The organism is Sanguibacter sp. 25GB23B1, assembly GCF_040012415.1.
GTDB lineage: Bacteria > Actinomycetota > Actinomycetes > Actinomycetales > Cellulomonadaceae > Sanguibacter.
Map to the genome: position 1 here is coordinate 38306 of NZ_JBDYKL010000016.1, position 15279 is coordinate 53584.

Annotated in this window: 15 protein-coding genes; 9 read left to right on the forward strand and 6 right to left on the reverse strand. The window is 70.2% G+C overall.

From position 1 onward, the window contains the following. Positions 1 to 468 carry a hypothetical protein gene (locus tag ABKW26_RS10640; RefSeq protein ID WP_348593498.1) on the forward strand — a complete coding sequence of 156 codons (468 nt, stop codon included), beginning with the start codon at positions 1 to 3 and terminating at the stop codon, positions 466 to 468. Between the two features lie 9 nt (positions 469 to 477). Here the strand turns inward: ABKW26_RS10640 and ABKW26_RS10645 are convergent, their stop codons facing one another. Both ABKW26_RS10645 and ABKW26_RS10650 read right to left on the reverse strand, forming a co-directional pair. Beyond that, positions 478 to 987, reverse strand: coding sequence for a GNAT family N-acetyltransferase (locus tag ABKW26_RS10645; protein ID WP_348593500.1), 510 nt, complete (start codon positions 985 to 987; stop codon positions 478 to 480). A 35-nt stretch (positions 988 to 1022) separates the two neighbouring features. Beyond that, positions 1023 to 2495 carry an NAD-dependent succinate-semialdehyde dehydrogenase gene (locus tag ABKW26_RS10650; protein ID WP_348593502.1) on the reverse strand — a complete coding sequence of 491 codons (1473 nt, stop codon included), beginning with the start codon at positions 2493 to 2495 and terminating at the stop codon, positions 1023 to 1025. 115 nt (positions 2496 to 2610) lie between these two features. Here ABKW26_RS10650 and ABKW26_RS10655 point away from each other — a divergent pair, with 115 nt between their 5' ends. Both ABKW26_RS10655 and ABKW26_RS10660 read left to right on the forward strand, forming a co-directional pair. Next, complete coding sequence (locus ABKW26_RS10655; RefSeq protein WP_348593504.1) at positions 2611 to 3444, forward strand: thymidylate synthase; 834 nt, start codon at positions 2611 to 2613, stop codon at positions 3442 to 3444. Beyond that, complete coding sequence (locus ABKW26_RS10660) at positions 3441 to 4058, forward strand: dihydrofolate reductase (RefSeq protein ID WP_348593506.1); 618 nt, start codon at positions 3441 to 3443, stop codon at positions 4056 to 4058. The genes ABKW26_RS10655 and ABKW26_RS10660 overlap by 4 nt, the downstream gene beginning before the upstream one ends. Here ABKW26_RS10660 and ABKW26_RS10665 read toward each other — a convergent pair. From ABKW26_RS10665 to ABKW26_RS10680, 4 genes are all read right to left on the reverse strand, one after another. Next, a complete protein-coding gene (locus ABKW26_RS10665) occupies positions 4025 to 5437 on the reverse strand; it encodes an ABC transporter substrate-binding protein (RefSeq protein WP_348593508.1) in 1413 nt (470 codons plus the stop codon). The genes ABKW26_RS10660 and ABKW26_RS10665 overlap by 34 nt on opposite strands. A 66-nt stretch (positions 5438 to 5503) precedes the next feature. Further along, on the reverse strand, positions 5504 to 6355 hold the full coding sequence (locus ABKW26_RS10670; RefSeq protein ID WP_348593510.1) for a carbohydrate ABC transporter permease: 852 nt from the start codon (positions 6353 to 6355) through the stop codon (positions 5504 to 5506). Next, positions 6352 to 7329 (reverse strand): sugar ABC transporter permease, encoded by a 978-nt coding sequence (locus tag ABKW26_RS10675; RefSeq protein WP_348593512.1) that lies wholly within the window; start codon positions 7327 to 7329, stop codon positions 6352 to 6354. Before ABKW26_RS10675 ends, ABKW26_RS10670 begins: the two co-directional genes overlap by 4 nt. Further along, entirely contained in the window at positions 7326 to 8039 is a 714-nt protein-coding gene (locus ABKW26_RS10680) for a glycerophosphodiester phosphodiesterase (protein WP_348593514.1), read from the reverse strand. Before ABKW26_RS10680 ends, ABKW26_RS10675 begins: the two co-directional genes overlap by 4 nt. Before the next feature lie 263 nt (positions 8040 to 8302). Between ABKW26_RS10680 and dapA the strand changes: the two genes are divergently transcribed. The 6 genes from dapA to ABKW26_RS10710 all read left to right on the forward strand — a co-directional run bounded on the left by dapA (position 8303) and on the right by ABKW26_RS10710 (position 15194). Beyond that, entirely contained in the window at positions 8303 to 9226 is a 924-nt protein-coding gene (gene dapA, locus ABKW26_RS10685) for a 4-hydroxy-tetrahydrodipicolinate synthase (RefSeq protein ID WP_348593516.1), read from the forward strand. A 308-nt stretch (positions 9227 to 9534) separates the two neighbouring features. Then, positions 9535 to 10644 (forward strand): hypothetical protein, encoded by a 1110-nt coding sequence (locus ABKW26_RS10690; RefSeq protein WP_348593518.1) that lies wholly within the window; start codon positions 9535 to 9537, stop codon positions 10642 to 10644. 267 nt (positions 10645 to 10911) lie between these two features. Beyond that, complete coding sequence (locus ABKW26_RS10695) at positions 10912 to 13476, forward strand: DNA translocase FtsK (protein ID WP_348593565.1); 2565 nt, start codon at positions 10912 to 10914, stop codon at positions 13474 to 13476. A 22-nt stretch (positions 13477 to 13498) separates the two neighbouring features. Further along, a complete protein-coding gene (gene pgsA, locus ABKW26_RS10700) occupies positions 13499 to 14134 on the forward strand; it encodes a CDP-diacylglycerol--glycerol-3-phosphate 3-phosphatidyltransferase (RefSeq protein ID WP_348593519.1) in 636 nt (211 codons plus the stop codon). Next, positions 14134 to 14604 (forward strand): nicotinamide-nucleotide amidohydrolase family protein, encoded by a 471-nt coding sequence (locus ABKW26_RS10705; protein WP_348593521.1) that lies wholly within the window; start codon positions 14134 to 14136, stop codon positions 14602 to 14604. The genes pgsA and ABKW26_RS10705 overlap by 1 nt, the downstream gene beginning before the upstream one ends. A 248-nt stretch (positions 14605 to 14852) precedes the next feature. After that, positions 14853 to 15194 carry a helix-turn-helix transcriptional regulator gene (locus ABKW26_RS10710; RefSeq protein ID WP_348593523.1) on the forward strand — a complete coding sequence of 114 codons (342 nt, stop codon included), beginning with the start codon at positions 14853 to 14855 and terminating at the stop codon, positions 15192 to 15194. The last annotated feature ends 85 nt before the right edge of the window (positions 15195 to 15279 follow it).

Sequence of the window (15279 nt, forward strand, 5' to 3'; positions counted from 1 at the left end):
ATGAGCACGAAGGGGCTGCTCGGGGCGGTCGCGGTGACCGTCCTGCTCGCGCTCTACATCTGGCAGATCGCGGGGCGTGCGTCAGCGCTCGTGGCGACGGGCGAGCCCGTCGCGATCGGCATCGGCCTGGGCGTGCTCGTCATCCCTGTGCTGGCCGTCGGGCTCATCGCTCGCGAGTGGCACCTCGGGATGACCGTGCAGCGGATGGCCGACGATCTCGCCGCTCGCGGGGCGCTCCCGCTCGACGACCTGCCGCGGTCGCCCGGTGGACGGATCGACCGTGCGGCAGCCGACGCGGCGTTCGGGGCGGCCCGGAGCACGGTCGAGTCGAACCCCGAGAGCTGGTCGGCGTGGTACCACCTCGCCTTCGCGTACGACGCCGCCCGGGACCGTAAGCGGGCTCGTTCCTCCTTGCGGACGGCTGCTCAGCTGTTCCGGGCGCAACGCCACGGTGCGTCGAAGGCCTAGAGCACGCGTTCAGATGGTCGCGGACCAGCGGTTCTCCCTGACTTCTCGGAGCCCGGTCGCGAGGGTGCGCGTCTTCCCGTCGGGTCCGAGGCCCGCGCCCGCGAGGAACTGCTCGCGTGCCGGGTCGTCGTCGAGCACCCAGGTGCTCACCTCGTGCGCGCCGTCGGACCGCAGCCTGTCCACCGCGGCGGAGAGGAGCCGGGACCCGTGGCCGGAACGCTGCGCCGCGGGCGCCACCTCGAGCGCGACGAGGACGCCGGGCGCCACGGCCGCGAAGCCGACGACGTCGGCACGCTCGCACGCGACGAGGACGGCGTAGCCCGGACCGGGCGGTGCGGTGATCGCGGCTTCCCACTGGTGACGGATCCGCTCGCGGTCGAGCGACGCGAGGACGTCCTCGCCGAGCAGGTCGGCGTGGGACGCGTGCCACGCCGACACCTGCACGTCGGCGACCACGGCGTCGTCGCCCGGGATTGCCGGACGGACGGAGACGTCTGCGGACTCGGTGAACAGTGCCATGCGCCCGACCCTACCTCGGCCGCCTGCGTGCCCTGTCAGAGGGCGACGTAGACGGTCTCGAGATACTCGTCGAGGCCGGCCTCGCCGCCCTCGCGACCGAGGCCGGACTGCTTGAGCCCGCCGAACGGCGCGCTCGCGTCGGAGACGAGGCCGCGGTTGATGCCGATCATGCCCGCCTCGATCTCCTCCGAGAGCATGAGCGCACGTCCCAGGTCCTGGGTGTAGGCGTAGGCGACGAGGCCGTGCTCGGTCCCGTTGGCGAGGCTGAGAGCGTCCTCGTCCGAGTCGAACGTCACGATCGGGGCGACCGGGCCGAAGGTCTCGTCGGTGACGACGCGTGCGTCGCGCGAGACCTCGGTGAGCACGGTGGGGGAGTAGAAGGATCCTTGCCCGGTGGGTGCGTCCCCGCCGATGAGCACGCGGGCCCCTCCGTCGACCGCCGATCGGACGGCGTCCTGCACCGACTCCACGGCGCCGCGGTCGATGAGGGGGCCGACGGTCACACCCGCTTGAGCGCCGTCGCCGACGACGAGGTCGCCGAACGCGGAGGCGAGGCGCTCCGCGAACTCGTCGGCCACGGCGGCGTGGACGAGGAAGCGGTTGGCGGCCACGCAGGTCTGGCCGGCGTTCCGCATCTTGGCGACCATCGCGCCCTCGACCGCCGCGTCGAGGTCCGCGTCGGCGAACACGAGGAACGGTGCGTTGCCGCCGAGCTCCATGGACGTGCGCAGGACTCCCTGCGCTGCACTGCGGAGGAGCTCTTGACCAACTTCGGTGGATCCCGTGAAGGAGAGCTTGCGCAACCGCGGGTCGGCGAGGATCGGCTCCGTCATCGGGCCGGATCTCGTCGTCGGCACCACGTTGACGACCCCGGTCGGCAGGCCGCGCGCAGCGAGCTCCTCTCGGAACAGCTCGGCGACGAACAGTGTGGTGAGCGGTGTGAGTCTCGCCGGCTTGATGACCACCGTGCAGCCGGCGGCGAGCGCGGGCGCGATCTTGCGCGTGGCCATGGCGAGCGGGAAGTTCCACGGGGTGATGAGGAGGGCCGGTCCGACGGGCCGACGCCGGAGGAGCTGCGTCCCGCCCGCGGGGGCGGAGCGCACCGTCCCGGGGATGCGCACCGCCTGCTCGGAGTACCAGCGGACGAACTCGGCGCCGTAGGCGACTTCCGCGCGCGACTCTGCGAGGGGTTTGCCTCCCTCCGCGGTGATGATCGCCGCGATGTCCTCTGTGCGGGCGAGCATCCGCTCGAACACGGCTCTCAAGAGGTCGGAGCGCACCCGTGGGGGTGTCCGGCGCCAGGTCGCGGAGGCCTCGTGGGCGGCGGTCAACGCTCGGAGCCCGTCGGACGGGCGGCCGTCGGCGACCTCGCAGAGGACGTCGTCCGTCGCGGGGTTGCGGACCTCGAACACACCGTCACCGTCGGCGGTGGTCCAGGTGCCGTCGACGAGCAGCCCTGTGGGCAGGCGTGCGGGAAGGCCGGGGGACGTGGAGGAGGCACTGTTCATCGTCACAGTATCCATGATCGCGACCCGACCGGTCGGTTTGTTCTGATCGCGGGCTCGGAGCCTCCTCCCGAACGTTGGCGCACCGTCCGAGGAGACCGCGACCTAGGATGAACCCATGACCTCAGGAGACCAGCCGGCTCTCGGCGCGCCCACCCCGCAGACCCAGTTCGAGGACCTCCTGCGACACGTCCTCGAGCACGGCGCGGCCAAGTCCGACCGCACGGGCACGGGCACCCGGAGCGTCTTCGGTCATCAGATGCGGTTCGACCTGCGCGCGGGCTTCCCGCTCGTGACGACCAAGCGCGTGCACCTGCGCTCCGTGGTCGGTGAGCTCCTGTGGTTCTTGCGCGGCGACTCGAACGTCCGGTGGCTCCAGGAGCACGGTGTCCGGATATGGAACGAGTGGGCCGACGAGGACGGTGAGCTCGGACCCGTCTACGGCGTCCAGTGGCGGTCCTGGCCGACGCCCGACGGCCGGCACATCGACCAGATGACCCAGGCGCTGGAGACGTTGCAGTCGAACCCCGACTCCCGTCGCATCGTCGTCTCCGCATGGAACGTCGCCGATCTCGATGCGATGGCGCTCATGCCGTGCCACGCGTTCTTCCAGTTCTACGTCGCCGACGGCCGGCTCTCGTGCCAGCTCTACCAGCGTTCGGCCGACCTGTTCCTCGGCGTCCCGTTCAACATCGCGAGCTACGCGCTGCTCACGCACATGATGGCGCAGCAGGCCGGTCTCGAGGTGGGTGACTTCGTCTGGACCGGAGGCGACTGCCACATCTACGACAACCACGAGGACCAGGTCCGGGAGCAGCTGTCCCGTGAGCCCTACGCGTTCCCGCAGCTCGAGCTGCGCAAGGCCGCGTCGCTGTTCGACTACGACTTCGACGACGTCGTCGTCCACGGGTACGTCCACCACCCGACCATCGCGGCACCGATCGCCGTATGAGCCCCACGCCGCTCCGGCCGGAGCTCGGGCTCGTCTGGGCGCAGTCGACGGCGGGTGTGATCGGAGCAGACGGAGCGCTGCCCTGGCACCTGCCCGAGGACCTCGCGCACTTCCGCCGGACGACGGCAGGGTCGCCCGTGATCATGGGTCGGGCCACCTGGGAGTCGCTCCCGGCCCGCTTCCGCCCGTTGCCGGGCCGGGCGAACATCGTCCTCTCCCGTCAGCCGGGCTACGAGGCGCCGGGGGCGCGCGTCGTCGCGGGTCTCGATGCGGCGCTCGAAGCGGCGGCCGAGACGCCCGGCGTCGAGACGGCCTGGGTCATCGGTGGGGCACAGGTCTACGCGGCCGCGATGGACCGCGCCGACCTCCTCGTCGTGACGTACGTCGACACGGAGGTCGACGGGGACGCCTGGGCGCCCCCCGTCGACGCCGGCTGGACCGCGGTGGCGGGCCGACCGGAGACGGCGGAGGGCGCAGGGCACGGACCGGACGCGCTCGCGGCGGTCGACGCGGTGTCGACCACCGGACTGCGCTACCGGTTCGTCACGTACCGCCGGGCGGACTCTGCACCGACGACGGCTCAGGCGAGCAGCGGCTCGACGTCCGTCGTGTAGATCTCCTCCAGCTGCGTGCGCACCTCGGTGAGCACGGCCTGCGGGTCCTCGTCCTGCGTGAGCACGCGCCCGACGCCGTCGGCGACGGCCTTGTCCCCGCCGGGGAGGAACGCCCGGGCGTAGTCCTGGGTCCGGACGACCTCGATCTGGTCGATCGCCGTCTGGATCTGCGGCGCAGTGGCGACGAGGGCGCTCACGTCGGCGGACGTCCGGGTAGGGATGTACCCGGTCGCACCCGAGAACGCGACGGCGTTCTCGGGTGAGGTGAGGAACTTGAGGAACGTCGCGGCGGCCAGCTGCTCCTCCGGCGTGATGTCCTTGGGGATCCCGAGACCGGCGCCGCCGGACGGGCAGACGGGCTCGGTCGCCGAGGGGCCGCCGGGCATGAAGCCGACGCCGACGTCGAACGTCGAGGACTCGAGGATGCCCACGAGGGAGCCGGTCGAGCTGACCGTCGCGCTCACGGCGCCGGAGGCGAGGTCGGTCGCCTGGTCGTTGCTCGTGATGCCAGCCCACTTGTCGACGTTCACGCCCTGGCGCATCCACTCGAGTGCGTCGACCACGGGCTGCTGGTCGATCGTCACGTCCCAGCCGTCCGAGTACGAGCCGCCCCAGCCCCAGGCGTTGTTCTGGAAGGTCCAGCCCGCGTACCCGGCCATGGCCGGGTACTGGAACGCGTTGATGACGCCCGTGCCGGCAGCCTTGAGGCGCGGTGCCCACTCGCCGAACTCGTCCCACGTGGCCGGAGCACGGTCGGGGAGCCCGGCCGTCGCCCAGTGCGCCTTGTTGTAGTAGAAGACCGGCGTCGAGCGTGCATAGGGGACGGCCCACTGGGCGCCGTCGTACTGGTAGTCGGCGAAGAAGCTCGGGCGGAAGTCGTCCGTCTCCATCTCGACGGCCTCGAGCACCGCGTCGAGCGGGATGATCGAGTCGTTGATGAAGTACCGGAACCACCACACGTCGGAGAGGATGACGAGGCCAGGCAGGCCGCCGCCCGCGAGGGCGGTCTGGAAGCGCTGGGCGACCTCTTCGTAGTTGGCGCCGGCGGTGACGAGCGAGACGGTGATGGCCGACTGGCTCGCGTTGAAGCGTTCGACGATCTCGGTCTCGACGTCCTGCGACCCGCCTGGGTGGTTGGACCACATGGTGATCTTTGAGGCGGGCTTGACGCCCGAGTAGTCGAGCGCGGGGGAGGCGCTCGCGCTCGACGAGCCGCCGGCCGTGGACGGTCCGGCGCACGCGGAGAGGGCGAGTGCGGCGGCGCCAGCGGCGGAGAGGCCGAGGAAGGAGCGCCGGTCGAGGCCCGGGCGCGGGAGCGCGAGCTCGGACGACGCGCCGGCGCGAGCTGAGCGGGAGGAGGGCAGGCGGAGCAGGGGCATGAGGTGTCCTGTCGTGGTGGGTGTGCGGGGATGGTCTGTGGGACGGGGAGCAGAGGGGCGGGGCCGTCAGCCGGTGACGGCGCCCTGTGTGAGTCCCGCGACGATGTAGCGCTGGAGCGCCGCGAAGACGAGGAGCACGGGGACCAGCACGAAGGCGGTCCCGGCCATGAGGACGCCCCAGGCGGTGGCACCCGGCTCGATGTTCTGGAGCAGCGTGAGACCGACCGGGAGCGTCATGAGCTCGGGGGTGTCGACGATGATGAGCGGCCAGAGGTACTCGTTCCACTCGCCGACGATGGAGATGAGGGCGACGGTGGCGATCGTCGGCGCGCTGACCGGCCCGACGATGCTCACGAGCCTGCGCCAGTGCCCGGCGCCGTCGATCTCCGCAGCCTCGACGATGGATCGCGGCAGCGACAGGAAGTGCTGTCGGAGCAGGAACGTGCCGAAGGCCGTCCCGAGACCGGGGAGGACGATGCCCCAGAGCGTGTTGCGCCCGCCCCAGCCGGCGATGAGCGTGTAGTTGGGCACGAGGGACATGTGCGCAGGGACCATGAGCGCCACGAGGATCCCCGCGAAGATGATCTTCTTCCCCGGGAAGCGGATGAAGACCAGACCGTAGGCCGTGAGCAGTGCGAGCAGGACCTTGAGGCTCGCCCCGACGGCGGTGACGATGACGCTGTTGAGGAAGAAGCGCCCGAAGGGCGCGGTGCGCCCGGCCTCGACGTAGTTGTCCGGGGCGAGGCTGGTGGGCAACCACTGGATGGGCAGGGACACGATCTCGCCCGAGCTCTTGAACGACGACAGGACCATCCACACGAGGGGGAGGACGACGATGAGCGTCGCTCCCGCGAGCGTGAGGTGCCCGCCGAGGGCCGGGGCGGGGCTCCGACGTGCGGTGCGGGTGGGAGTGCTCACGAGTAGTGCACCTTCGTCTCGAGGAAGCGCATCTGACCGAGCGTCATGACGAGCAGGACGGTGAAGAGGATCATCGAGATCGCGGACGAGTACCCGGCGCGACCCGTGACGAACGCCTCGACGTAGACCTGGTACATGAGCGTCGTCGTCCCGTCGAGGGGGCCGCCCTTGGTCATGACGTGGATGAGGTCGAAGGACTGCAGAGAGGACAGGACGGTCGTGATGACGAGGAAGAACGTGGTGGGCGACAGGAGCGGCACGGTGATCTGCCAGAACGTGCGCGACCGCCCGGCTCCGTCGAGCGCGGCGGCGTCGAGGACGTCCTTCGGGACGGACTGGAGCGCGGCGAGGTAGATGACAGCGGCGTAGCCGAGGTTCTTCCACACATAGACGACGATGACCATGACCAGCGCCCAGTCCCGGTCGAGGTACCACTGCGGGCTCGTCGCGCCCCACACGCGCAGGACGGCCGACAGAGCCCCGTAGGTGGGGTCGAAGATGAAGAGCCAGACCATGCCTACACCGACGCCGGACAGCACGTACGGGGCGAAGACGACCGACCGTGCGAAGGTCCGCCCGCGCAGCGGACGGTTCAGGACCGTCGCGAGCGCCAGACCGAGCAGGAGCGTCGCTCCGACCGTGGCGAGGGTGAAGATCGTCGTGACGCGCACGACCTCGAGGCTCTGCGGATCGGTGAACCACCGCACGTAGTTGTCGATCCCGATCACCGTGGCGGTGTCGGACCCGAGATTCCAGCGCAGCGTCGAGTACTGGGCGTTGAGCACCAGGGGCCGGTACGTGAACAGGGCGATGAGAGCCATGTTCGGCGTGACGAAGAGGAGGAACGTCAGGTACTCCTTGCGGTGCCGCACCCAGTGGCTGCGCTGGCGCACGGGCTCCCGTGGGGCATCCGGTGCGTCCGGTGACTTCGACGACCCGCGGACGCTCGGCTCGGTCAGGACCGACGCGCTCATGCCGCGCGCTTGTCGACGTGCAGCTGCAGCCGGTCGATCCGGTCCGTCATGACGCCGTCGACCCCCATGTCCAGGACGAGGGCGAGCTCTGCGTCCTCGTTCGGTGTCCAGCAGCTGACGAGGATGTCGAACGCGTGCATCGCCTCGACGGTCGCTGGGGCGAGGAACCGCCAGTACGGGTTGTAGTACCGGGGGCGCAGCGCTGCGAGGAGCCGCACGTCCGGGAGCCCGAGCGACGTGTCGTTGAGGTAGATCACCGCTCCGGGGTCCATGGACCGGATGCCGAGGAGACCCTCGGTCGAGCCGCAGTACTGCGTGAGGTCTGCGCCCGTGCGCTCCACCAGCCGCGCGGCTGCGAGCCCTGCTGCCGGGTGCTTCTGGTCGAGGACCAGCGGGACACCGCTCTCGACCGACAGCTCGAGTGCTTCCTCGAGACGCGGGACGCGGTCGGTGCCGCTCCCGAGCGTCGCGATCTCGGACCAGGTCATCGACGCGACCGGCCTCGGGTCGCCCCAGACGCGTTCGAAGGTCTCGTCGTGGGCGAGGACGGCGATCCCGTCGGCTGAGAGCTGGACGTCCACCTCGACGGCGTGCGCTCCGTGGTCCATCGCCGACCGGATCGCGGCCAGCGTGTTCTCGCGGTGGTCGACCGTGTCGCCTCGGTGGGAGATGACGGCGGTGCCGGTGGGCGGGCCGCTGGGTGCAGTCACGTGTGTTGCTCCTCGATGGGCGTGCAGGGCAGGGAGAGGCAGGCCGGGCGGGGCCGGTTCCTGCGGCGATCCTCACACGCGTCCGCGCAGGTCAGCGTCGAGTTCGGCAGAAGTTCGCCGTCGTTCACGCACTGTTCTCGCGGCAGTCCCCGACTGGAAACCACGGTGTCGGAACGCGGCTGCGCGCACGACGGGCTCGTCCGGACCGGTGCGCCCCACGGACGAAGGAGAGGGAGCGCGTGCGAGCGAGGTACTTTTGGTCCATGGCGCCTCCCACACCTCGGTCACAGTCGTTCGGCACGCTGCTCACGGCGATGGTGACCCCTTTCGCCCCGGACGGCTCGGTCGATCTCGAGGCGGCCGTCGCGCTCGCCGAGCACCTCGTCGCGAACGGTCACGACGGTCTGGTGCTCAACGGCACGACCGGAGAGTCGCCGACGACGCACGCGCCCGAGAAGGCCGACCTCGTGCGCGCGGTCGTCGACGCGGTCGGGGACCGCGCGGTGATCGTCGCCGGCGCGGGCTCCAACGACACCGACCACTCCGTCCGCATGGCTCGACAGGCTGAAGAGGCAGGTGCCCACGGTCTGCTCGTCGTCAACCCGTACTACTCGCGGCCGTCCCAGGACGGGATCGTGCAGCACACCGTGGCCATCGCCGACGCCACGGACCTGCCCGTCATGCTCTACGACATCCCTGGACGCTCCGGTGTGCGGCTGGCGCCCGCGACCTACGACCGCCTCGCTGGCCACGACAAGATCGTCGCCGTGAAGGACGCGACCGGGGACGTCTACTCCGCGGTGCAGGCCATGGGGCGGACCGGCCTCGACTGGTACAGCGGTGACGACGCCCTCTATCTCGCGTTCCTCGCTCATGGTGCCGTGGGGCTCGTCAGCGTCATCGGTCACGTGGCCGGCGCGGAGCTGCGGGAGGTCGGGGACGCGTTCCGTCGCGGAGACGTGGTCGCCGCTGCCGAGGGCTTCGCGCGACTCGTGCCGGTGATCGACGCGATCATGTCCGCCGGGCTCGGCGTCGTGATGGTCAAGGCTGCGCTCCGGGAGCTCGACCTCATCCCGCACGGCGGGCTGCGTCTGCCGCAGGTGCCGGCGACCGGTCCCGAGGTCGCCGACGTCCGGAGCGCCCTCGTCGAGGCGGGGCTCCTCGATCCCTCGGGCACGGTCGGCTGACCGGCCTGCCAGCCGCAGATGGCTGGCGATGATGGGTCGAGGCGATCCGTGGTGCACAACGGATGTTCGTCGCATACCGACGCTCTCGCTGGTCACGCTGCCGACCGACGGTCGGTGAACGGCATGCGCCATGGGTACTTGTGCCCATGAGCGTTCGTGAACATTCGGTGTGCGCACGTGATCACGGCGTGTAGCCTGAGCCAGAAATCTTCCGCAGGTTCCCGCCCCCGGTGCCCATCACGGTCACCTCACTGAGCGATGCCTGCGGGTCGAACGCGACCGCTGCACAGCAATCGGAAGGGGCCGTCATGGCTGCACGTTTCAACCCACCGCCCGGATGGCCGCCCGCTCCGGAGGGCTGGACGCCGCCGCCCGGGTGGAACCCGGACCCCTCCTGGCCTGCCGCTCCTCCCGGATGGCAGCTCTGGCTCGACGACTCGGCCCCCGCAGGTGACGTGCCCGGCGCTCCGCAGGCTGGAGCTCCGGGGGACGTCTCCCGCTTCTCCGGGACCGACCAGGGCGCTCCGACCCAGGCCTTCGCGGCCACGGGCAGCGCCAGCCCGAGCGACCCGAACCAGACGGCTGTGTTCCCCGGCGGTGCGTTCGGTGGACCGCCGCCGCAGGGCGGCCCGCAGGCTCCCGGTTTCGGTGGCCCCGGCGCTCCCGGTGGCTGGCAGCCCAACGCCGCGGGCGGCGCTCCCGGCGGACCCGGGTCCAAGCCCAAGGCATGGCTCATCCCCGTGATCATCGGTGTCGTGGCTCTCCTTGCCATCTTCGGTGTCCTCTTCGCGACCGGCGTCATCGGCGGCGACGACGAGAAGAAGGACGACCCGACCGCCGAGCCGACCGAGAAGGAGTCGGAGGACCCGACCGACGAGCCCACGGAGGAGGAGTCGGACGAGCCGACCGACGAGCCCACGGAGGAGGAGTCGGACGAGCCGACCGAGGAGCCCACCGGCTCGACGTCGGACAACGGCACGCGTGCCGCACCGCTGGCGCCGAACGAGACGGCCGAGATCTTCAACTGGACCGTCTCGATGGCTGCTTCCAACCTTGACGCCTGGGCCGAGATCTCGCCCGGCCTCAGCTCGTACTCCATCGACAACTACGCCCCGCCGGCCGACTCGGTGTACGTCATGGCACCGGTGACGCTCACCTACAACGGCCCCGACCGTGAGGACCTCTACGACCTCGACTGGGTCTTCGTCGGCGCGAACGGCACCACGTACGACGACAACTGCAACTACGTCGAGCTTCCGAACGAGCTCGACAACGGCCAGGAGCTCTACACCGACGGCACGGCTGCCGGGAACGTCTGTGTGACGGTCCCGACGGCGCAGGTCGCCGGCGGAGTGTGGCGCGTGTCCGCCTGGGGCGACTTCAAGGACGACTACGAGGGCTACTTCGCGACCCAGTGATGGTCGTGTGAGGCACGCTTCACCGATGGACCGGCAGCGACGCTGCCGGTCCATCGGTCGTCCGGACGGCGGACACGCTCCGACGCAATCCGCGGATCGCTGCTCGTGCCGGGCTAGATTGTGATCATGGCTACCCGTGCGACCTCCACCAAGCGCCCCGGTCCGCCGGCGCGCGGTCGCGCGGCCAGCACGACCAAGGCGAGCACGACGAAGAAGCCCGTCCCGACGACGAAGCCATGGCCGATCAGGCTGGTCAAGAGCATGTGGATGGGAGTGGCGCACCTCGTGGGTGGGACAGCACGGAGGATCGGTCGAGACGCGCGAGAGCTCGACCCTGCCCACCGACGGGACGGCATCGCCTTCCTTCTCCTCGCCCTCGCGCTCGTCGTGGCGGCCCGAGAGTGGTGGGGGGTGGACGGAGCGACGGCCGAGGCGATCCACGTCGTCGCGGCAGGGACGTTCGGCGAGGTCGCCGTCGCCGTCCCGCTCATCCTTCTCGCTCTCGCCGTGCGGCTCATGCGCCACCCCGACCGCGAGCAGGCGAACTCGCGGGTGACGATCGGCCTCAGTGCCATGACGGTCGCCGTCTGCAGCATCGTCCACATCGCCTCAGGTCGCCCGCAGCCGTCGGACGGGTACGAAGGGCTCCGTGACGCCGGGGGGATCGTCGGATACCTCGTCGGCCACCCGCTCGCGGCCGGCCTGAGCACCTGGGTCGCCATCCCGCTCCTCGTGCTCCTGGCCTTCTTCGGACTGCTCGTGGTCACCAAGACGCCCGTCCACGCCATCCCCGAGCGGCTCGGCGGTGTCTACAACCGGTTGACCGGTCACGAACCAGGAGAGAAGGCCGCGCTCGAGGCCGACCCTGAAGACCTCGACCTCGCTGAGGGCGTGCTCCGCCACGACGGCACGGACGAGGCGACGCCGACGCCACGACGGCGCGTGAGGTCGCCGCGCAAGTCCCGCGCCGAACGCGCGGCGGACGACGCGGCGACAGAGCGCCTCGAGGGCGGATACGTCGGCGACGAGGCCTTCGAGCGCGCTGCCGCCCTCGAGCGCGAGATGCTCGAGACCGGACAGGACGCCGCGATCGCTCCACCGACCGACCCGCTCACGGAGATCCTCGGCGTCGCCGACCCGACCGCCGAGCCACCTGTCGTCGCCCCGACCGCCCCCATGCGTCCGTTGCCGGCCCCGCCGACGACCCGCGTCCCCCGAGGCGAGCAGCCCATGCTCGACGGCGACACCGTCTACGTCCTGCCCGGCGAGGACCTGCTCGTCAAGGGCGCGCCCCACAAGGTGCGCTCGGCAGCCAACGACCGTGTCGTCGAAGCCCTCACCGGAGTCTTCGACCAGTTCGACATCGCCGCCAAGGTCACCGGCTTCAGCCGCGGGCCCACGGTCACTCGCTACGAGGTCGAGGTCGGCTCGGGGATCAAGGTCGAGCGCGTCACGGCACTGAGCAAGAACATCGCCTACGCCGTAGCGAGCGCAGACGTCCGCATCCTCTCGCCGATCCCGGGCAAGTCCGCGATCGGCATCGAGATCCCGAACACCGATCGCGAGACCGTCGTCCTCGGTGACGTCCTGCGCTCCGCCGTCGCGCTGCGCAGCGAGCACCCGATGATCATCGGTGTCGGCAAGGACGTCGAGGGCGGCTACGTCGTGGCCAACCTGGCGAAGATGCCGCACATCCTCGTCGCGGGCGCCACCGGCGCGGGCAAGTCGAGCTTCGTCAACTCGATGATCACGTCGATCCTCATGCGCTCCACGCCCGACGAGGTGCGCATGGTGCTCGTCGACCCCAAGCGGGTCGAGCTGACCATCTACGAGGGCATCCCTCACCTCATCACCCCGATCATCACCAACCCGAAGAAGGCCGCCGAGGCCCTCGAGTGGGTGGTCCGCGAGATGGACGCGCGCTACGACGACCTCGCGCTCTTCGGGTACAAGCACATCGACGACTTCAACACCGCCGTTCGTGCAGGCAAGGTCAAGCCCTTGCCCGGGTCCGAACGCAAGATCGCCACGTACCCGTACCTGCTCGTCGTGGTCGACGAGCTCGCCGACCTCATGATGGTCGCCCCTCGAGACGTCGAGGCGTCGATCCAGCGGATCACGCAGCTCGCCAGGGCTGCGGGAATCCACCTGGTCCTCGCGACGCAACGGCCCAGCGTCGACGTCGTCACCGGCCTCATCAAGGCCAACGTGCCATCGCGCCTCGCGTTCGCCACCTCGTCCCTCGCCGACTCACGCGTCGTTCTCGACCAGGCAGGTGCGGAGAAGCTCATCGGTCAGGGCGACGCCCTCTTCCTGCCGATGGGTGCGTCGAAGCCGATCCGCGTCCAGGGGGCCTGGGTCGGAGAGAGCGAGGTGCACGCGGTCGTCGAGCACGTCAAGGCCCAGCTCAAGCCGGTCTACCGGCAGGACGTCGCGCAGACCGCGGCAAAGAAGCAGGTCGACGACGACATCGGTGACGACCTCGACCTGCTGCTGCAGGCGGCAGAGCTCGTCGTCACGACGCAGTTCGGCTCCACGTCGATGTTGCAGCGCAAGCTCCGAGTCGGGTTCGCCAAGGCGGGGCGGCTCATGGACCTCCTCGAGTCACGTGAGATCGTCGGCCCGTCCGAGGGGTCCAAGGCGCGAGAGGTCATGGTCCAGCCCGACGACCTTCCGGGAACGCTCGCGATGCTCCGCGGGACGCCCGCGCCCTCCTCCGCCGCACCCGAGAGCCCGTACGAGGACCTCTCTGCGAACATGCCGCCAGAGGCCGTGGACTACCACGACAGCGCGGACACCGAGGACGACGGCTGGAGCGGACCTGTCCGCTGACCCGAGCGCATAGGCTTGAGGTGTGACCTCATCTCCTGCGTCTCCGTGGAACTCTGCCAACATCGTGACGATGCTCCGGATCGCGCTGGTCCCCTTCTTCGCGTGGGCGCTGCTCGCTGACGGTGGGCACACCGTCACCTGGCGGCTCGTCGCAGCAGGGATCTTCGTCCTCGCCGCGGCGACGGACCGCCTCGACGGCTACCTCGCACGCAAGAACGACATGGTCACCAACCTCGGCAAGATCCTCGACCCCATCGCCGACAAGGTGCTCATCGGCACCGCGCTCGTCCTCCTGTCGGTGCTGGGCGACGTCTGGTGGTGGGTGACGGTGCTCATCCTCGTGCGCGAGGCGGCCATCACGATCATGCGCTTCTTCATCCTTCGCTACGCCGTCATGCCCGCCTCACGCGGCGGAAAGCTCAAGACCGTCCTGCAGTCGGTCGCCATCGCCATCTATCTCCTCCCGCTCGACGAGCTCCCCGCCGTGCTGGGATGGCTCGGCGCGGCGGCCATGGCAGCGGCGCTCGCGGTCACGCTCGTGACCGGCGTCGACTATGCGGTCAAGGGCTGGCAGGTGCGTCGCGACGCGCGCGCCGCCGGCGGGACACCGGGGCGCCCCGCGCCGCGTGCCGACGCCGTCACGGACGACGGGGTCTGATGCACGGCAGCGCCGCCCGGGTCCTCGGGCTGCTCGAGCGCTCGGGCCTCTCGCTCGGCGTCGCGGAGTCGTTGACCGGGGGGCTGCTCGTCGCCGAGCTCGTCGCGGTCCCGGGTGCGTCGCGAGTCGTGCGCGGTGGTGTCGTCGCGTACGCGACTGATCTCAAGCACAGTCTGCTCGGTGTGGACGTCGAGCTGCTGGCAGAGCGGGGAGCTGTCGACCCGGACGTCGCCCGTCAGATGGCCCGGGGCGTGAGTGCTCGGCTGGGTGCTGACGTCGGTGTCGCGACGACCGGGGTCGCCGGACCGGACGCGCAGGACGGCCAACCCCCGGGCACCGTCTACGTCGCGGTGTGCCGCGGAGGTGCTGAGACGGTGGCGGAGCGACACGAGATCCCCGGTGACCGTGCAGCGGTTCGCGACGGGAGCGTGGTCGCGGCGCTGGCACTCCTCGAGAGGGTGCTCCGATGAACGGCCGTGGGAACAACGCCGCACCGGTCGTCGTTGAAGACGGTGTGATGATGAAGCAGGCGCCAGGACGGCCCGTGGATGTGACGACCAGGTCAAGATCTGGTGCATCGAGCGGATCGAGCAAGCGATCCGTAGGTCAAGCAAGGTACGGTAGGACGGACCTCACTGCATCGAGGGCCTTGCGTGGCCCTCGAGGTGATGCGGTCACCACGACACATGAAGTTCAGGACACGGGAGGAGGTCGCCACATGGTTGTACTACGCCGAGAGATCGGGGACGTACTGCGAGATGCTCGTCAACGGCAGGGGCGGACGCTCCGTGAGGTGTCCTCGGCCGCGCGGGTCTCGCTCGGGTATCTGAGCGAGGTCGAGCGTGGACAGAAGGAAGCCTCGTCAGAGCTTCTGGGATCGATCTGCGAGGCTCTCGACGTGCCGCTGTCTCTGATCCTTCGCGAGGTCAGCGACCGCATCGCGGTCGCTGAGGGCCTCCTCATCCCGGACACTCTGCCGGCGGACTTCGCCGTCATGGGTCGTGCCCGCCCCGAGCGTGGCATGCGCCACCCGGCGGGTTCGCTCCAGCCGGTCGGATGATGCGTCCGTAGGTGTTCAGCTCGAAGGCCCGGCGTCACGACGTGACGCCGGGCCTTCGAGCGTCCGGCTCGGGTCCCGTGCCGGC